The organism is Candidatus Abawacabacteria bacterium (assembly GCA_016207805.1).
Taxonomy (GTDB): domain Bacteria; phylum Patescibacteriota; class Gracilibacteria; order RBG-16-42-10; family RBG-16-42-10; genus JACQZO01.
In genome coordinates, this window is record JACQZO010000020.1 from 155,451 (window position 1) to 174,708 (window position 19,258).

The following is a 19,258-nucleotide window of genomic DNA, read 5'->3' on the forward strand; positions in this document are numbered from 1 at the left end:
TGAAACTTTTTGAAGCGTTACTATAATACAAAAATACAAAATTGGCAACTTTAGCCAATAAAGCTTCTAAACCAATCTTTTACTGCCGTAAGCACTGTGCTTTTGTGTAGCTTCACTTGCGGTTCATTGTGCATGCCCCAAAGCAGTAAACCAATTACAGTAGCAAATGCTGGATCGTCAATATTATCTACTACCCCCTCAACTTCCACTGGATAACCAACTTGCACCGGAAGATTCAACATTTGCTTCGCAATCTCTACACAACCAGGAACCTTCACACCTCCTCCAGTCAGTACCACACCAGCTGGCAATAAGCCATCACGATTAATTTTACGAAACTCTTTCCCTACTAAATCAAAAATTTCCTCCATTCTGGCCTGAATAATTTCTGCTAAAAGTTGGCGAGAAACTTGCTGGGTATCCACATGACTCAAAAGAGCCAAATCAATTATCTCATTACTACGCACTTCACCAGCCAAGCAAGTACCATACTCGATTTTCACTTTTTCAGCAGTATCAACTGAAGTACGCAAACCAATAGCAATGTCATTGGTCACATGTCCAGCACCGACTGGCAATACTGCTGTATGCAATAAAGCACCTTCTTCAAAAACAGCAATATTCACCGATCCGCCCCCAATATCTACTACAGCCACGCCCAACTCTTTCTCACGCCGAGAAAGAACAGCTTCTGAAGATGCCAACATAGAGGGCACAAAATCATCAACATCAATACCTGCCTGATGAATACATTTCATAATATTACGCATCGCAGCCTGAGGGGCCGTCATAATCAAAGCATCCACTTCAAGTCGAATACCAGTCATACCTACAGGATCTTTAATACCCACCTGATCATCCACAGTAAAAGCACGCGGAATTACTTTAATAATTTTCTGCGTTTGAGGAATAGAAACCGCTTGAGCAGCCTCTAATACTCGATGAATATCTTCTGCATGAATCTCGCCATCTTGTCTACCAATAGAAATAAATCCTCGACTAGTAATCATATTCATTCCTACCCCACCCAAATTAACAATAGCATGATCGACAGGAGATCCAGCCATACGCTCAGCATCACTTACCGCTTGAGCGATAGAATTAATCGTTTCTTCAATATCAATAATTTGGCCTTTCCTAATACCATGACTAGGAGCATCACCAACCCCAACGACTTGGGGCACTCTGGTTTCTCCAGCACCAACTAAACCGACAATGACACGGATTCTCGTGCTGCCAATATCAATGGCGGTAATAACACGCTCTTTTGCCATGAGCAAGGAATAAAGTATACAACAAAACAGGACCCAATCACGGCTTTAGTATAGGGCAATGCAATCAATAGTCAATTAAACTTCGGGGCTTATAGGTAGCAAGCATTGGTGTATACTGCGGAAAGTTTTGTAATACTATTTTTGTCGCTGCCAGCATCTTCTTTTCATCACTCTTTTTCTCATGGTCATAACCCCAAACATGCAGTATTCCATGCACGACAAGAAAGACAATTTCATCAGCCACAGAATGACCAAAATGATCAGCTATTTTTTTCACTAGCCCACGTGCCAAATAAATAACACCCATCTTACCTTCAAGAGGATCCTCACCAAAATCCAAAGAAATCACATCAGTCACCTTATCTAAATCTCTATATTGTTTATTTAATATTCTCATCTTTTTATCACTCACCAGATATATTTCCAGACTGCCAGACTTATACTGATCAGAAAACCACGAAGAAACCTCACGCCAAGAAGCGAGTATCACTTCTTGAACATGAGGTTCAAATGCAGACCGAGGCACAAACACAACTTCTGCCCCCTGCCTTCTGCCTTCTAACTTCTTACTGTTGCTCACTTGCTTCAGCTAATTTTTCTGTCCGATACATAGCGCGAAGCTTTTGTTGGCGTTTACTGGGCTTAGAAGCATGATGTTTACGGGCACGCATGCGATTAATCACGCCTTCCTTCATCACCAAGCGACGAAAGCGGCCGAGCATTTTTTCTACCGATTCATTATTTTGTCGTAAAACGTACGTCATACAAACACCTCCTTTCAAAAGTGTTAAAAATTATTGCCATTACAATTTACTGTGCCAGCGCTCATTTGGCAAGAATGTAGCAAGCCCCCCTTACAGTCGCTATTTTAATTCATAGATTTTCAAATGATTCTTTGTTGTTTATTATAACTTTTTTCCCCCCAACAAATGCCAATGCAAATGTGGCACCACCTGGCCACCATCACGACCAATATTGGTCTGCACTCGATATCCCGCTGCGGCGATACCGACATCTTGAGCAATTTGTTTTATTCTTAGCAATAAATGACTCAACAGCTCTTTGTCGCCTTCCTCAATATAATGTAGACTCTGAATATGCTTTTTGGGGATAAAAAGGATATGAGTAGGAGCCGAAGGAGCGATGTCATGAAATACCAATATAAGGTCATCTTCATAAATAACTTTTGCCGGAACAGTTTTGGCCACAATTTTACAAAAAATACAATCCATAGAAAAAATTACGAATTACGAATTACGAATTACAAATTACGAATTATGGAACAAAGAAGCAAGCTCTGCGACATTGCTTAATCTCCGTTTCATTTGTAATTTGTAATTTGGAATTTGTCATTTCTCATGGCCTTTGTTCATCTTCACGTTCATAGTCACTATAGTCTGCTAGATGCACTGGGATCTCCCTATGCCATCATTGGTCGCGTCAAAGAATTGCATATGGATACTATTGCCCTTACTGATAGTGGTGTAATGTATGGCGCTGTCGATTTTTATCAAGCAGCCAAGGGCTATAATATTAAAGCAATACTAGGTGCAGAACTGTATGTGGCTCATAGATCTCGCTTCGATCGATCTGATGAGGAAAGAAAACCCTATCAGTTAGTGTTGCTTGCAGAAAGCAATCAGGGCTATGAAAATCTCATGCAACTTGTTACTAAGGGCCAATTGGAAGGTTCTTTTGAAAAGCCTTTAATTGACTGGGATCTCTTGCATGAATTTCATCAAGGACTCATTGCTCTCAGCGGTGATTACAATGGCGAGCTAGGCCAAGCGATTATTCATAAAAGCTATAATGAAGCCAAGAAAGTGGCAGAAAAGTATCAGGACCTTTTTGGTAAGAACAACTATTTTATCGAATTAAATCGCCACGGTTTAGAAGTCGAAAAAAATATCGAACAGCAATTATTAACTATTGCCCAAGAATTAACTATTCAATTGGTGGCAACAAATAATTCCCATTACCCAACCACTAATGATCGTGAGGCTCACGATGCTCTCATCTGTGTCAAAAATCAAAAACTCATTAGTGATCCTAATCGGCCTCGCTATGATGGTAATTATGCAATACTCAGTGAAGAGGAGATGCGTGCTCTATTCAGCGACATTCCTCAAGCATGTGACATTACCAATGAGATTGCTGCCCGATGCAATATAGAAATAGCCCTAGGCAGAAATTTATTACCCCCCTTTCAATGTCCGCCAGGTCTAACCGTTCCTGAATATTTATATGAGTTGTGTATTGAAGGTGCTAAAAAAAGATACGGAGACCCCCTGACAGAGGAGATTATTAAGCGCATTGATTACGAATTAGGGATCATCAATAAAACCGGCTTTCCTTCTTATTTCCTCATTGTATGGGACTTTATCCATTGGGCAAAAACCCATGGGGTGGCTGTGGGTCCTGGACGTGGATCAGCTGCAGGAGCGATGGTTACCTATGTTCTTGGCATTACCGACATTGATCCATTAGAACATGATTTAGTATTTGAACGCTTTCTTAACCCAGAACGTGTTTCTCCCCCTGATATTGATATTGACTTTGCTGATGATAGCCGCGAACGAGTAATTAACTATGTGGTTGAAAAGTACGGCCGAGATTGTGTCGCACAGATTATTACCTTTGGTACTATGGGAGCAAAGGCTGCTATTAGAGATGTCGGTCGAGTACTTGGTTGTGGTTACAAAGAAGTGGACATATTAGCAAAACTAATCCCTACCAAACCAGGTACAAAAATGAAAGATGCAATAGAGCAAGAACCCTTACTAAAAGAAACTTTAGAGAAGAATCTAACTCATAAACAAATATGGGATTTGGCCTTAAAACTTGAAGGTGTAGTCAGACATGCTTCAACTCACGCGTCAGCTGTAGTTATTTCTGGAGAACCATTAGTCCAATACTCACCATTGCAAAAGAATACAGCTGGCAAAGAAGAAGGCATAGTTACCCAGTATGCCATGAAACCATTAGAAGCATTAGGATTACTCAAAATGGACTTTTTGGGTTTGAGAAATTTAACCGTTTTAGCTGACACCGCCAAAATTATTGCCGCTCACTATCATGTCGATTTGGACTGGCAACATTTAGACACTCAAGATGAAAGTAGTTATCAGCTCTTAGCTCAAGGGAAAACCACTGGTGTGTTTCAATTAGAATCCCAAGGGATGAAACATTATTTAAAAGAACTTAAACCGACAAATTTCGAGGACATCATCGCTATGATTTCACTTTATCGTCCTGGTCCTTTGGAAGCCATACCTGACTTTATTGCTGCCAAAAATGGCCAAAAAGAAGTAACGTATTTAGATCCAGAACTGGAACCAATACTGAAAAAAACTTATGGCGTTATTGTCTACCAAGAGCAAGTGTTAGAAATTGCTCGCCAATTTTGCGGCTTCAGCTATGGCGAAGCTGATATTTTACGCCGCGCTGTAGGTAAAAAAATCAAAGAGTTGCTAATGGAACAAAGACAAAAGTTCATCGACAAAGCCCACGCACGAGGAAAAGCAAAGGAAGTGGCTGAAAAAATTTGGGATTTCATTGAACCTTTTGCCCGCTACGGTTTCAACAAATCTCATGCCGCTTGTTATGCCATGATTGCTTATCAAACGGCATATTTAAAAAGTCACTATCCAGCAGCCTTCATGGCTGCTTTGCTGAGTTGCGATCGCGGTGATACAGAAAGAATCGTCATTGAAATTGAAGAAGCGAAAATTCTCGGATTAACCATTCACCCACCATCTATCAATAACTCTGAAGTTAATTTTATGGTGGAAAATGAAAACGATATTCGCTTCGCTTTAGGAGCAATCAAAAACCTCGGCGATGTACCTGCTGGACATATTGTTACTGTTCGCAAACAAGGCGGCATATTCACTTCACTACAAAATTTCTTAGAAAGAATAGACCCCAGCATGCTCAATAGAAAAAGCCTCGAAGCTCTGATCAAAGCAAATGCTTTCATTGATTTAGCACCTGCTGATATTCTGATGCACAACTTAGACGATCTAGTAGGCCATTTAGCCAAATTGCGCAAAGTGCGTGACACGCCAGCTGACTCATTATTTGGGGAAATAGTTGAACTAAACCTTCCCCCCTTCAAACTTGCCCCTCTTCCCCAACCGATTTCTCAACAAGAAGTATTGCATTGGGAAAAAGAAGCATTGGGATTATATTTATCTGCACATCCTTTAGATCACTTGAAAGCGTCATTGGCAAAAGAAACGCCACGATTAGATCAAATTAATCTTAATTTTGAAGGTAAAAAAATCAAAGTGAGTGGGATGATCATGCAAATGAAAAGAATTCTGACCAAAAATGGCAGCTCAATGTGTTTTATCGAATTAGAAAATCCTTTTGGTAAAATTGAAGGGATAATCTTCGCAAAAGCGATGGAAGCATGCCAAGAAAATTGTCAGGAAGATGCTCTAGTGACAGCATCAGGCACCATTAGTTTTCGTGATCGTCGCAGTGGAGGCCAAAGTGATACAGCAAAGTTTTTGATTGATAGCCTCACTCCATTAGTCTTAAAAGAAGACAAAGTAAAAAAACACTTCCACCGCCAAGAGCCCTACACTATCCAAGTACCAGCAAGCATTACTAGTGAACAATTAAGCGACCTTAAACAAGTTTTAAGTAAATTCCCCGGTACTATTCCAGTACAATTAGAACTTGTGACACCATTGCATAAATCAACTATTATTCACTTACCTGATCATATTGATTTGAGTTCTAATTTTCGCCAAACATTACAAGCTTTTCATGCGCAGTTCAGCCAATAAAAATTTTTTAAAGTACCTTATTATTGCCACGGGAATAGTGCTGCTAGGCATCGGCGCACATTTCATTCCTCTCATTAGTCAACCACTAAAGACCTTAGGCAATATTCTGATCCCGATAGAGCGCTCGCTCTATCGTTTGAAAGTAGCTTCAGGACAATTTTGGTTTTATTTAACTCAGGATATTGATGGTGAAGTGATCGCTCTAAAAAGTGAGAATGAACGACTAAAAACCACCCTTGCAGAGATTAGCCTTTTAGCTAAGGAGAATGATTTATTACGCTCTCAATTGAGCATTCAAAAAAAACACGAAAGGAGCCTTGCTCTGGCCCATATAATTGGCGAGAAGCCAGGTAGCTTTTCTCGTTTCTTGGTTTTGGATATTGGCACCAATCAAGGACTTAGACCAGGATTACCAGTAGTAGTTAATAATGCTTTAGTAGGGAAAATTGAAAAAGTATCCGAACATTCAGCTGAAATGAGTCTACTTACGGATCCTAATAGCGTCTTTTACAGCTATTTGCAAAGTACTAAAACCAAGGGACTAATTAAAGGCACTATCGGCCTTGGTATACTACATCTTACCCAAATCCCCAAAAATGCCACTATTACTAGAGGCGACAATGTCTTTACTACCGGTCAAGAGTTAGAAAATTTCAATGACATTCTGATCGGCTCAGTTACTGAAGATATTAGCAGTGATCAAGATACCTACCTCACTTTATTGGTTCGACCAAATGTCGATACGCAAAATTTAGACAGTGTATTTGTAGTACTTAATTAATTTTTCGCTGATAGGTACCGAGTAAAAATGCCTGCGCGACAATATGTCCCTTTTGAGCAGCTTCCAATTCAGCTCGAGAAACTCCTTGAGGCAAGTCTAATCGGCAATCCAAAGCATATAGGGTAAAAAAATAACGATGTTCTTTATCGGGAGGACAGGGACCAGTGTATTGTGCTTGTCCTCGAGTATTATTGCCAGATTGGCCTGGTGGAGAGACAGCTCCTTCGGATATGGCATGACAAGTAGGGTCGATATTAAACAAAATCCAATGATCAAAATTACCATCAGCACGTAATGAAAGCGGCACATCAGGATCATGCATGATTAAAGAAAGGCTCTGTGCTGATGAAGGAATATCAGAGAAAACTAATGGCGGGTTTTTATTTTGTCCATCGCAAGTATATCGCTCAGGAATAGGATCACCAGGGAGAAAGGCGGGACTGGTAATTTTCATAAAGCAATTAAGTTAAGATTCTAACGGTATGATATACTACGACCGTGAAATTTTTTTATGCGTGGCTCAGTATTTCGCCTAATAATCATTCTAGGGACATTTCTTATTTCTGCAACATGGTTTCCGCAAAGTTTACTACCAATGTGGACTGTTCTATTAGCAGCTCACTTTTTCAGTCTTCGTGAAGGCCTGATTATCCTCATTGGCTATACAACATTAGGAGTTGCAGCTGAATATCAATGGCAATTCTTTTTACAAATATGGTTAGGTATTAGCATCAGTTTTATCCTGAGAAGCCTAACCAATAATCGAAAAGTCTCTATCCCTCCATTCTTCCTGGCTTGTTTACTTACCAGCTTAATTATTCAACTAGTATTTAGTCATAGCCCCATTACCAGTAATGTTTTACTTACTATTAAACATATGTTTTTTATTGCCATTACCTTAGTCCCAACAAAAGTGCTAGGTGAGGCGTATCAACGCTATTTTAACGCCTTAGGTAGAAACTATGAATAAACGATGGCGCATTTTCGATCGCTATTTTGATGACGATAGACCAGTACATTCCTCGGTACCAGACACTGATGCTTGGCAAGATGTTCTCTACACTCCACAGGACAAACTACTACCCGATAGCAGTGAAGGCTTCCAAACATCATTTCGCATCCTAAAATGGATTATCCTAGCTACCGTATTCGCCCTACTACTACGTTTAAGTTACCTGCAATTAGTTATTGGTTCAGACCTTTATGCTCGAGGGGAACAAAATTACCTTCGTGTCTACGTAACTAGAGCTTTGCGTGGCATTATTTATGATCGGGATCGTAAACAATTGGTAGAAAATATTCCTCATGACAACGCTGCGGTTATTCCTGCTGATTTACCTCAAAACGAACTAGAACGTGCTACAACTTTTACTACCTTAAGTAACATTCTCAATATTCCTGAGGAGGAAATCGCTCAAACAGTAGAAAAGTATCGTTTTTTGTACACACCAATTACTATTAAAAGTAATATTGATCATGAAACTAAATTAAAAGTACTCAGCACATTCACCAATCAAAGCTCAGGGGTATTAGTAGTTGAGGATTTTTCTCGACATTACCTCAGCGCTAGTCAGGGCTTAGCCCATGCTTTGGGCTATCTAAACCGCATCAATGAGTATGAATGGGAAAAAGAATCACAGATGTATACGATTGATACTACGGTAGGGAAAAGTGGCATCGAAAAAGTTTACGAAAAGTATTTACGCGGCAGAAATGGCGAGAAGAAAATTGTCGTTAATGCCAAACACACAAAAATAGACACATTATTTACCTCAGAGCCAGAAAATGGCTGTGATCTGGTCACAGCTTTAGACAGTGATCTCAATCAAAAAAGTTATGAGTTATTGCAACAAACAATTCGAAGAACCAATGCTACTGGCGGCTCAATCATTATTATGAATCCTCAAAATGGCCAAATACTAAGTTTAGTAAGTCTTCCTGATTTCGATAACAACTTATTTGCTGATGGCATCAAAGGAAAGGTGGAAACAGAAAAGTACGAACAACTTTTGAAAGATAAAAACACCCCCTTTCTCGATCGCGCAATTAGTGGTACCTATCCACCAGGTTCAACCTTTAAAATAGTAACTGCTAGCGGCATACTAGAAAATAATATTGTTACCGCCGAAGAAAAAATAGAGGCTCCCGGCTTCATCAGCGTGCCCAATCAATTTAATCCCACTGAACATTTCATCTATAAAGATTGGAAAAAAGAGGGACATGGACAATTAAATATTATTGAAGCCATTGCTGCATCGAGCGACACCTTCTTTTATAAGGTTACTGGTGGCTTTGAAAAATTTCGTGGTTTAGGGGTAAACGCATTAAGCGATATGGCCAAAAGTTTTGGCTTGGGTAAAACACTTGGTATTGACTTGCCAGGCGAACAATCAGGTACTGTGCCAACACCTGATTGGAAAAATGAGTTATTACATGCATCATGGGTAACTGGTGACACATACAACTATGCTATTGGCCAAGGATATTTACTCACCACCCCTTTGCAAGTAGCTGGATATACCAGTCTAATTGCCGCTAATGGCAAGCTCTATCAACCTTACATTGTCAAAGCAATTACTAATTGTGCCAACAGCTCCGAAAAAGAACCTCAAGTGATCGCAGAAAAATTTCTCCAAGCTGAGACCATCGCAAAAGTAAAAGAAGGTATGCATGCCGTAATCTATAGTGATAAAGGAACGGCAAAAAGTCTCCGCACATTACCTTTTGAAGTAGGAGGGAAAACTGGCACAGCTCAATTCAACAACAATCAAAATACTCATGCCTGGTTTACCGCCTTTGCTCCCTACGAAAATCCAGAAGTAGTAATTACTGTTATGGTAGAAGGCGGAGGTGAAGGTGGTGAAGCAGCCGTGCCTATTGCGAAAGAGCTTTTACAGTGGTGGGGTAATAAGTATAGATAAAGTGTTTGACAATCGCGCTATAGGTCCATAAAGTGCCATCAGTGTTTAAGTATACTCTATGCCAATTCAAGCTATTGCAACAGGAATTCTTGGCTTACTTTTAGGTGTTCTCGTCACTTTTTTGGTGCTATATCGAGTACGAAAAACTAAAGTATCTAAGTTAGAAATGCAGGCACAATCAATTTTAAAGCAGGCTCAGGAAGAGGAGAAAAAAATTCTTACTGAAGCAGAAATACAAAGTAAAAGGTTACTTGATTCTCTTTACCGAGAAGAGCAAGAACGTAAAAAACGTTTGCAAGAATTAGAACAAAAACAACAAAAAAGAGAGAAAGAAGTGGAGCAGAAGGCCTCACAACTGCACCAAGCAGAACAGACACTCAGTACTGAGCTTGCTAAGCTTCGTGAACAAGAACTAACGCTCAATCTAAAGCAAAAAGACGCAGATGCATTACTGGCCAAGATATCTTCACTATCACCTAGTGAAGCAAGAGAAACTTTACTTAAAAAAGTCGAACAGGAAAACCAAGAAGCCCTAGTCCAACACATTGAAAAAATTGTTCATGATGCCAAAGAAAATGCTGCCGAACAGGTGAAAAATGTATTGGCTGAAGCTATGCAACGCTATTATGGAGAAAGTATAGCTGAATCTACCATTACCACTGTTCCCCTCCCCAATGATGAAATGAAGGGTAGAATTATTGGTAGAGAAGGGAGAAATATTAATGCTTTTGAAAAGTTAAGCGGTGTTGATCTTATCGTCGATGATACGCCAGGAGCGGTAATTCTTTCTGGTTTCGACTTGATCCGTAGATATGTCGCCAAATTAGCTTTAGAAAGACTAGTAGCAGATGGTCGTATTCATCCGACAAAAATTGAAGAGACAATAAATAAAGCCCGTGAAGATGTCAGTAAAATGATTAAGGAATTTGGCGAAAAAGTCGTCTATGAGCTAGGTATCACAGGACTACCCAGCGAAATGATTAAACTTTTGGGGCGTTTACGTTTTCGAACAGCTTATGGTCAAAATATCCTAAAACATTCAGTTGAAGTAGCCAAATTAGCAGGCTCCATCGCTACCGAGTTGGGAGCAAATGTGGACATTGCAAAACGGGCTGGCCTCCTCCACGATATTGGCAAAGCATTAGACCAAGAAATCGATGGTCATCATAGTGAAATTGGTCAGGAAATTTGTAAAAAGTATCATGTTCAACCAGCAATTATTAGCGCTATCGCCTCACATCACGGTCAAGTCCCCTTTACCTCAATTGAAGGTATTATTGTCTATATAGCCAATATTCTCTCGCATGAAAGACAAGGAGCTCAAAGAGAAAGTCTAGAACAGCATATCCAAAGAATGACCAATTTAGAACAAACAGCCCTGACTTTTACTGGGGTAGAACAAGCATTTGCTATTCAAGCTGGCAAAGAATTACGTGTAATCGTAAATCCTAGTGAAGTATCTGATACTGAAGCCTACAAACTAGCCCACGATTTAGCTAAAGAAGTAGAAAAGAGCAGTGGTTTCACTGGTGAAATTAAGGTAAATGTAGTTAGAGAAACCAGAATTATTGAATACGCACGCTAAGAAGCTTGGCATTTAAACTCGTTAGCTCAGAGTGATCTGAACCCATAATTTGGTCGCTAATATTGAGTGCTTGCCATTACCCTAGTCATTATGGCTCATTTCTGGTAGACTGGGCCAGTAAATTTGGATTTTGTTCGAACTAAACTCTTATGAGAAAAAAGTTTTTAGTAAAGCTAAAAAAACGACTAACGTTTTATCGTAGAGCTCAAAAACATGACCGCATTCCTAGCTTCCAAGATTTCATCCATTTCTTAAAGCAAGTTTGGAAAAGACAACACTTAAGTGTTTATCGAAAAGTTACTGTTATCATGGTAATTGGTTTATTGCTTTCTACCGGCCAGCTCAATTTTATGCAATTGATCACTCAAGCTGACTATTCTATTGATAGTGAATATGTTGATTTTGATAGTATTTATATTGACAAACCACTCATTGGCAATGCCGAAATTACTACTGAAAGTTCTGAATATATTGTCCAACCAGGAGACACGATTGAACGTCTAACTGAAAAGTTTCAGATCAGTGCTTCCACAATAATGAATGCCAATAATTTAAAAAAGAATGCAACTCTTGAGGCTGGTCAAAAGTTAAAGATTTTGCCAGTCACTGGCCTACTTCACACCGTAAAAAAAGACGATAGTGTAGCCAAGATAGCCGGCATATACCAAGTACCAGGAGAGCTGATTATGTATCAGAACAACATCACTAGCGACAAAGATTTAAAAGTTGGCGATGAATTAATCATTCCTAACGGAGCAGTTCCAGCTACTGTCACTACTCCTAAGGTAACAAAGAACACCACGCGTAAAAGCACTGCCACCAATGGTGGCTATGGTAGCGCCCCCGCTGATTCAGCTCCAGAAACAGGTGGTACATTTACTTGGCCAGCTAAATGTCGAGTGATTACTCGAGGCTTCAATCCTCGAATACCTCATTGGGGCCTAGACTGTGCTAATAGCCAAGGAACTCCTATATACGCAGCTGAATCAGGTACAGTAATCAAAGCTTCAGTCGGTACTTGGGGAGGTGGCTACGGTAATCACGTGATCATTGATAATGGTAACGGCATTAAAACAATTTACGCTCATCTTTATAAAGTAGGCGTTGCTGTCGGTGACCATGTAGAACGCGGTGAAGGATTAGGTTTAATGGGTACTACAGGCCAGTCCACAGGACCACATCTTCACTTTGAAGTGGTTGTCAACGGAAAGAAGGCCAATCCGATGAATTATTTATAGCAGCACATTTACTTTAGAAAGTAATGCTCTATACTTGGCACGTAAGCTCCATCTTATGAGTACTATTAGTGATCGTGTTGAAATTGTCGCTCGCCTTTCTAAATTGACCCTAACAGCAGAAGAAAAGGCAAAATTCAGTCCCCAATTAGATAATATTGTGGACTACTTAGAAAATTTACAGGAAGTCAACACTAGTGATATTCAACCAACTCGACAGGTGACAGGACTAACCAATGTTATGCGCCCCGATATTGTCTCTGGCTCAACCATACAAAAAAAACTACTCAATTGTACGCCCTTATCTGTGGATAATGACCATGTTGTAGTTCCCTCTGTTTTTGCCTAATCCTCATGTCATACTCTAATCTCACCATCGCCACAGCTCATCATCTCCTTCAGGAGGGTAAGATCAGTCCTACCGAATTGGTGGAGCATTGTTTACAAAGAATTAATGAAACCGATCCGAATATTAACGCTTCGATTACGGTAATGAAAGACAGTGCCCTTGTTGATGCGAGACTAGCTGAACAAAGATTGGCCGATGGGGAAGAATTGGGCATGCTTGACGGTATTCCCTTGAGTTTAAAAGATGTAGTATGTACCGAGGGTACCAGAACTACTGCAGCATCACATATTCTCGCTACATTTATTCCGCCTTATGATGCCACTGTAACTCAAAAGTTAAAAAAAGCTGGTGCCGTCTTAATTAGCAAAGTAAATACTGATGAATTTACTTGTGGAGGCTCAACGGAAACCTCTGCTTTTGGTACCACCAAAAATCCCTGGGATACCAAGAAAGTTCCTGGCGGTTCGTCCGGTGGTTCATCAGCCAGTATAGCGGCAGGACACTGTTTGGGTTCTATTGGCACTGACACCGGGGGCTCAATTCGTTTACCTTCTGCATTTTGCAATGTTACCGGACTCAAAGTTACCTATGGTCGAGTTTCTCGTTTTGGCGTAATTTCCATGGCCTCATCTCTAGATAGCGTAGGACCTATGGCAAGATCAGCCGAAGATTGTGCTTACTTACTTGAAGCAATAGCAGGCCACGATCATCGAGATAGTACTACACCAGATGTACCAGTAAAAAATTACAGTCAGGAAACAAAAAAGCCATTTGAGAAAATGCGTATCGGTATTCCCCAAGAGTACTTCACTGAAGCTTTAACACCGGAAGTAAAGACAGCAGTAGAAAATGCTGCCAAAGAATGGGAAAAAATGGGCTGCTCTTTGGTACCAATCTCACTGCCTTATACCAAGTATGCTATATCAGTATACTATGTCATTGCACCAGCGGAAATTAGTTCCAATATGGCTAGATACGATGGTATCCGGTTTGGCCCGGGCGCAAAGGATAGCTCTTTGTCACTAGAAGAATATTATCTGCAAACTCGCGAACAAGGATTTGGCGATGAAATGAAAAGAAGAATCATGATCGGCAGCTTTGTGCTCTCCGCAGGATATTATGATGCTTATTACAAAAAAGCGCAGCAAGTACGAACTTTGATTAGCAATGATTTTAATACTGCCTTTCAAGCAGTCGATGTAATATTAGCGCCAGTCGCACCTTTCCCAGCATTTGATATCGGTAGTAAAAGTGCCGACCCTCTACAAATGTACCTGGCAGATGCTCTTACTATCCCCTCTTCTCTCGCCGGTATTCCTGGCTTAGCATTACCGTGTGGGTTTACTTCAGACAAATTACCTATTGGCATGCAATTACTCAGTCCCGCTTTCACTGAAGAACGCCTCTTACATCTAGGCTATCATTATCAGCAAAGAACCAATTTCCATCTAGAAAGTCCCACGCTCACTGTTTAATCTTCTGCTATGAACCAATACGAAGTTGTTATCGGCTTAGAGATACATGTTCAGATGAATACCAAGACCAAGTTGTTTTGCAGCTGTGACAATGATTCATTCAATAAACCGGCAAATAGCAATGTATGTGAGGTATGTATGGGCTTCCCAGGTACCCTGCCAGTTACCAATAAAGAAGCTATCAGTAAAGGAATGTTAGCTGGATTAGCTTTAAATTGTACCATTCCTCCCTTGAGCAAATTCGATCGTAAACATTATTTTTATCCTGATCTGCCGAAAGGCTTTCAGACTACCCAGTATGACGAGCCAATTGCTATCGAAGGCCACCTGGAAATTCAAGTTAATGGCACAAAAAAAAGAATTGGCATTGAACGCTTACACATTGAAGAAGATGCCGGCAAATTAGTACATACTGCGGGTGAAACCATGGTTGATTATAATCGCTCGGGTACACCATTGATGGAGATTGTTTCCAAACCTGACATACGCTCCAAAGAAGAAGCTAGCCAATATGCTCGTACCATACAGCAGATAATGCGCTTTGTCGGAGTATCTGACGCGGATATGGAAAAAGGCATGATGCGCTTTGACTTAAATATTTCTCTTCGTCTTCAGGGCACAGAAGCGTTTGGTAACAAAGTAGAGGTAAAAAACCTCAACTCCTTTCGTTCTTTAGAAAAAGCGATCACTTTTGAAATGGAACGACAGCAAAAGATTCTCGATACTAATGGTCGTGTGGCCCAGGAAACCCGAGGATGGGATGCTGATAAAGAAATTAGCGAGAGTCAAAGATCAAAAGAAGTAGCAGCTGATTACCGCTATTTTCCTGAGCCAGATATTCCCCCATTTCATATTTCAAGCGAGGAAATCAATCAGAAAAAAGCCGAATTACCTGAGCTTCCTCAAGCAAAGCAACAAAGATACGCCACCGTATTTGGGCTTGATCCTGATCAGGCACGTATTATTAGCCAGGATTTCGATTTTGCTCATTTTTTTGAAAGCATGATTACCCATACGCATGCCCCTATTACTGCAAGTAACTTGCTCACCACTGATATTATTGGTTACCTTAATCAAAGTGGTTCAAACTTAGTAGATCTGAAAACCAGGCCTCAACAATTAGCAGTACTGGCCAACATGATTAATAGCAATGTACTCTCAACCAAAATGGCTAAAGAAGTACTTAAATTAATGCTGGCAAGCGGCCAAGATCCTGAGCAAATTATCGAGGAGCATGGTTTTAAACAAGTAAGTGATAACGATACCCTAGAAAAGATCTGTGCTGCTGCCATTGCCGCCTTACCCCATGCCGCCGCTGATGTGAAAAAAGGCAATCCCAAAGCCATTGGGGCATTGGTAGGATATGTAATGAAAGAAACCCAAGGGCAAGCTAATCCCGGCAAAGTGAATCAAATCCTCTTGCAGGTCCTACGTAGCTAATTACTAATAATTCTTAAATTTTAATTTCATTCCTATGCCATCATTAGAAACCATCAATTATATCCTTACTGTATTAGGCGGTGTTTTGTTGGTATTATTAGGAATCATTCTGGTACAAATCATCCAATTGCTTAAGAAGGCGAACAAAATGGCAACCAAAGCTGAGAATGCAGTTGAAAATGTAGAATATTTTGTAGCAAAACCGATGAAAATCGCTATGCAAGTAGCTGAACAAGTACATCACATAGTAAATATGCTTCAGCATAAAGGTAGCAAAAAGGCAGCAGATGATGATGAAGTATAAGATAGTTCACAGCACTAAAGTCAACGCTAATATAATCTCCTTTTTATGAGTAAACGCGATAAATTCATTGTTGGTACTATAGTCGGTGGTGCGATTGGTTCTATTTTAGCTGTTATGTTCGCTCCCAAAAGCGGAAAAGAAACTCGAGAAGATATCAAAAAGTCATCTCAAGAGCTCTATGTCAAAGGCAGTAAATTTAGCAATAAACTTTCTGCTAGTACTAAGAATCTAATCCAGCGTCTCTGGAAAAAGCCTCCTGATAAGTCTGTTTAAGCACAGCAAACCAATCTACTTTTGCCAGGTCAAGGTAAGCCAAAATATGTTCACAGGTTTCCGGATGAATGTTCTCCTCTTGTTCCACAAAGGACAAGAATTTTTTTCTGATTGGCTCATTAAATAGATCCCCGGAAAAAGCAAAGCTTTCAGCAGCTATTAAATAATCTTGATGAAATAAAGCAGCTTGGCCAAAACCACGAGCTAAGCTACGCATAGACACTATACTACGCATCAATAATCGCGCTTCCAATAGCTGATTGTGCATTCGGTACGACTTTATTAATTCCGTCCCATCACTACTGTATTGCCTCAATAAGTATTGGAGCAGCTCATGATAATTCACTCTACTCAATAAAGTAAAATGCTCCACAACTAAGCGGCCTGCTTGGGGTATACTACTAAGCACAAAATCATAGGGAGTAATCGTATGAAGAATATTGGCCCATTCTTCAAAAGCAGGCTGTTTTTCCCACAAAAAAGCGACAATATCGCCCCTTTCTTTCTGCAACTGGGCTCTTACTTCTTGGCCTTGCTTGCTTACCATTTCTGCTCTGCGAAAAGTATCATCTAACCAATAAAAAAGCGCACTTTTGCTTGGATCACAAGCTTGCGTTTCACTACAGTGCTCAATGCGCAAAATCATAAAATAAAGGATGGCTCCAGTCAGATAAAGATTCTGTTCATGTAAAACAGTCAGATTGCTTGCTGCAGCCATTTGACTTTTCTGTTTGGCGAGCAATTGGGCAACTCGTAATGCATGTGCCACTGCTCTAGGCCGAGAAATGCCTTCTTCGTTATGTGTTTTTATTATTGTATTCATTTTCCTAACAAACCTCTCTTCATTATACCGTTTTTTGTCTTAATTAACTACCTCCTTGTCCAGGATATTTGCTGATTAACAATCCATCACCAACTTTCATCACACGATGTTGCCATCGACATTTATCCAATGCTACTTGCAAAGGAACCATATCTTTTGCCTTATCAATGGCATTATCTGCCAACAACAAAGTTTGCGGCACAAAGTTTGGTAAAAGAGTGGCAAAATAAAAACTATAGCGACTCCGATCACAGTCTAATAAAACCATATCGTATTGCACGGTACTTTTCTTCAGATACTGATCAAAAGCCATCTTTTCTTGAACAATATATTGTTCCACCCCTGCAGCCACAAAGTTTTGCCAAGCAGCTTCATGTTTGAGTTTAGACACTTCTACTGTTACTAACTTTCCCAAGCCATTCGTCTTAAGCCCGCTTGCCATAGCAATTGCTGAAACACCAAATGAAGTACCACACTCTAGAATTGTTGTGGGCTTAAAGTAACGTACCAAAAGATAGAGCAAACAAGCTGTATCAAACTCTACTGGCCAAGCCCGAATATGGTGAAATCGGTCTTTCTTAGTTACAGCACCTTCTTGCGCTACTTTTTCCCTTTCATCATAAGCAATAATACTTCTTATCACCTCTTGAACAGACAGCGGCATATCCCAAAGCAACTCTAATTGAGCGACATCAACGTGAAAGAATTCCAAGATTAACTGCGTAGATGGGTCATGAAGAAAAGCAAGCATATATTTATTACACATAGCCACTCTAGCAGCTAAAACTTTCATCACAAACGCCCCCAACTAACTTTCTAATCTTATCCTGATACTCGTATATTGTTATGAGGCTTTTTGAGTATATTTAAAAAGCAAGCAAACATGGGAGCCACGTCCTCATCCTGGAGAATCCTGTCTCGCGGCATAAGACTGTGGTCCCACTGGTGCTACGAATGAGTTAGTGGAGTTTTGAGACTCGTATTGCTCACGAGATGGTAGCCAGTAGGTTTCCCATGTGCCTGCAAATTATAAATAACTTTTATGCTATGCGCTATCTTGGGATAGATGTTGCCAAGGATATTCTGTGTGCTTCGTTTGGTAGTGGTGCTGTTTCTTTCCCCAATACCAGTACTGGTATTCAATCTTTTATTCTTCACCAACAACTTCACCATGATCCTGTTGAAGCACTCTGCGAGTCCACAGGAGATTATCACCTGTTACTCTGTAAGGAATTTCTTGCTGCTCAGATTCCTCTTCGGTTAAGTAACCCTCTGCTTACCAAACGAGCTATTCGTTCTACCGTTCGCAACAAGAAAACAGATACTTCAGATGCCGAACTGTTAGCTTCAATGGCTCAACAACATGTAGGTACTCTTGTTACCGTCGACACTATTCAGCAAGTGAAGAAGACTACTTTACGACTCCAACAACAACTTGTTGGTATGGCTGCTGACTTGAAACGCATGCAACATGCTCTCAAACAAAAAGCACAAGTAATGGATGTCACAAAGCTCCAACTAGTCTTGAGCAACTTAACTGCAAGTATTGAAGAGCAAACCGACAAACTCATGGAAGAAGCTACAAAGCAACAAAATAGACAAGAAGAAATCCTCGATTCCATTCCAGGTTGTGGCAAAGCGCTCGCTGCTATTATTAGTGCTGAAGCAGGAGATGTTCGACGCTTTGATGCAGCCAAGCAACTCAAAGCGTATGTCGGTATTGATCCCGTGATTCGACAGTCTGGTAACGCCTGTTTTCGAGGCAGGATTACCAAGCGAGGGAACAGATTCTTACGAAAAGCATTGTTTTTAGCTGCTTGCATTGCTCGCATCCATGATCCTGAACTGAAAGTGTATTACGAAAAGAAACGGGCTGAAGGCAAATCCTACAGGCATGTCATCGTTATTATTATCCGTAAGCTCTGTGAACGTATTTTTTCCCTCATCAAACATGACCGTCTCTATGTCAAACGAACACCTTTGACAATATAGTTAGTCTTAT

General features: G+C 40.3%; 19 protein-coding genes. 12 read left to right on the forward strand and 7 right to left on the reverse strand.

Annotated features, from left to right (window positions below; all coding sequences use genetic code 11):
- Positions 1-50: 50 nt before the first annotated feature.
- The 4 genes from ftsA to HY817_04635 form a co-directional block, all read right to left on the reverse strand.
- On the reverse strand, positions 51-1,274 hold the full coding sequence (ftsA, locus tag HY817_04620) for a cell division protein FtsA (GenBank protein MBI4836514.1): 1,224 nt from the start codon (positions 1,272-1,274) through the stop codon (positions 51-53).
- A 64-nt stretch (positions 1,275-1,338) separates the two neighbouring features.
- The gene (ybeY, locus tag HY817_04625; GenBank protein MBI4836515.1) at positions 1,339-1,800 is read right to left on the reverse strand and encodes an rRNA maturation RNase YbeY; all 462 of its coding nucleotides are present in this window, start codon (positions 1,798-1,800) and stop codon (positions 1,339-1,341) included.
- Positions 1,801-1,840: 40 nt separating this feature from the next.
- A complete protein-coding gene (gene rpsU, locus HY817_04630) occupies positions 1,841-2,038 on the reverse strand; it encodes a 30S ribosomal protein S21 (GenBank protein ID MBI4836516.1) in 198 nt (65 codons plus the stop codon).
- A 141-nt stretch (positions 2,039-2,179) separates the two neighbouring features.
- Positions 2,180-2,506: a histidine triad nucleotide-binding protein gene (locus tag HY817_04635; protein MBI4836517.1), complete on the reverse strand. Its 327-nt coding sequence runs from the start codon at positions 2,504-2,506 to the stop codon at positions 2,180-2,182.
- A gap of 126 nt (positions 2,507-2,632) precedes the next feature.
- Here HY817_04635 and dnaE point away from each other — a divergent pair, with 126 nt between their 5' ends.
- Together dnaE and HY817_04645 are read left to right on the forward strand one after the other, a co-directional pair.
- Positions 2,633-6,070 (forward strand): DNA polymerase III subunit alpha, encoded by a 3,438-nt coding sequence (gene dnaE / locus HY817_04640; protein ID MBI4836518.1) that lies wholly within the window; start codon positions 2,633-2,635, stop codon positions 6,068-6,070.
- Complete coding sequence (locus HY817_04645; protein MBI4836519.1) at positions 6,051-6,851, forward strand: rod shape-determining protein MreC; 801 nt, start codon at positions 6,051-6,053, stop codon at positions 6,849-6,851. The genes dnaE and HY817_04645 overlap by 20 nt, the downstream gene beginning before the upstream one ends.
- On the opposite strand, the gene HY817_04650 is transcribed toward HY817_04645, so the two are convergent.
- Positions 6,844-7,305, reverse strand: coding sequence for a YbhB/YbcL family Raf kinase inhibitor-like protein (locus HY817_04650; GenBank protein MBI4836520.1), 462 nt, complete (start codon positions 7,303-7,305; stop codon positions 6,844-6,846). The two genes, HY817_04645 and HY817_04650, sit on opposite strands and share 8 nt — an antisense overlap.
- A gap of 57 nt (positions 7,306-7,362) precedes the next feature.
- Here HY817_04650 and HY817_04655 point away from each other — a divergent pair, with 57 nt between their 5' ends.
- The 9 genes from HY817_04655 to HY817_04695 all read left to right on the forward strand — a co-directional run bounded on the left by HY817_04655 (position 7,363) and on the right by HY817_04695 (position 16,433).
- Positions 7,363-7,821 (forward strand): hypothetical protein, encoded by a 459-nt coding sequence (locus HY817_04655; GenBank protein ID MBI4836521.1) that lies wholly within the window; start codon positions 7,363-7,365, stop codon positions 7,819-7,821.
- Positions 7,814-9,772: a penicillin-binding protein 2 gene (gene mrdA, locus HY817_04660; GenBank protein MBI4836522.1), complete on the forward strand. Its 1,959-nt coding sequence runs from the start codon at positions 7,814-7,816 to the stop codon at positions 9,770-9,772. Before HY817_04655 ends, mrdA begins: the two co-directional genes overlap by 8 nt.
- Positions 9,773-9,830: 58 nt before the next feature.
- Positions 9,831-11,357, forward strand: coding sequence for a ribonuclease Y (gene rny, locus HY817_04665; protein MBI4836523.1), 1,527 nt, complete (start codon positions 9,831-9,833; stop codon positions 11,355-11,357).
- A 149-nt stretch (positions 11,358-11,506) separates the two neighbouring features.
- Entirely contained in the window at positions 11,507-12,595 is a 1,089-nt protein-coding gene (locus HY817_04670) for a M23 family metallopeptidase (GenBank protein ID MBI4836524.1), read from the forward strand.
- A 55-nt stretch (positions 12,596-12,650) separates the two neighbouring features.
- Positions 12,651-12,941 carry an Asp-tRNA(Asn)/Glu-tRNA(Gln) amidotransferase subunit GatC gene (gatC, locus tag HY817_04675; GenBank protein ID MBI4836525.1) on the forward strand — a complete coding sequence of 97 codons (291 nt, stop codon included), beginning with the start codon at positions 12,651-12,653 and terminating at the stop codon, positions 12,939-12,941.
- A 5-nt stretch (positions 12,942-12,946) separates the two neighbouring features.
- Positions 12,947-14,416 carry an Asp-tRNA(Asn)/Glu-tRNA(Gln) amidotransferase subunit GatA gene (gene gatA, locus HY817_04680; protein MBI4836526.1) on the forward strand — a complete coding sequence of 490 codons (1,470 nt, stop codon included), beginning with the start codon at positions 12,947-12,949 and terminating at the stop codon, positions 14,414-14,416.
- A 9-nt stretch (positions 14,417-14,425) separates the two neighbouring features.
- Complete coding sequence (gatB, locus tag HY817_04685; protein MBI4836527.1) at positions 14,426-15,856, forward strand: Asp-tRNA(Asn)/Glu-tRNA(Gln) amidotransferase subunit GatB; 1,431 nt, start codon at positions 14,426-14,428, stop codon at positions 15,854-15,856.
- A 34-nt stretch (positions 15,857-15,890) separates the two neighbouring features.
- Positions 15,891-16,160 carry a hypothetical protein gene (locus HY817_04690; GenBank protein ID MBI4836528.1) on the forward strand — a complete coding sequence of 90 codons (270 nt, stop codon included), beginning with the start codon at positions 15,891-15,893 and terminating at the stop codon, positions 16,158-16,160.
- 45 nt (positions 16,161-16,205) lie between these two features.
- Positions 16,206-16,433 (forward strand): YtxH domain-containing protein, encoded by a 228-nt coding sequence (locus tag HY817_04695; GenBank protein ID MBI4836529.1) that lies wholly within the window; start codon positions 16,206-16,208, stop codon positions 16,431-16,433.
- Here the strand turns inward: HY817_04695 and HY817_04700 are convergent.
- Both HY817_04700 and HY817_04705 read right to left on the reverse strand, forming a co-directional pair.
- Positions 16,381-17,256, reverse strand: coding sequence for a hypothetical protein (locus tag HY817_04700; GenBank protein MBI4836530.1), 876 nt, complete (start codon positions 17,254-17,256; stop codon positions 16,381-16,383). The genes HY817_04695 and HY817_04700 overlap by 53 nt on opposite strands.
- Positions 17,257-17,299: 43 nt before the next feature.
- Positions 17,300-18,007, reverse strand: coding sequence for a class I SAM-dependent methyltransferase (locus HY817_04705; protein ID MBI4836531.1), 708 nt, complete (start codon positions 18,005-18,007; stop codon positions 17,300-17,302).
- A 296-nt stretch (positions 18,008-18,303) separates the two neighbouring features.
- Here HY817_04705 and HY817_04710 point away from each other — a divergent pair, with 296 nt between their 5' ends.
- Complete coding sequence (locus HY817_04710) at positions 18,304-19,248, forward strand: IS110 family transposase (protein ID MBI4836532.1); 945 nt, start codon at positions 18,304-18,306, stop codon at positions 19,246-19,248.
- Positions 19,249-19,258: the final 10 nt, after the last annotated feature.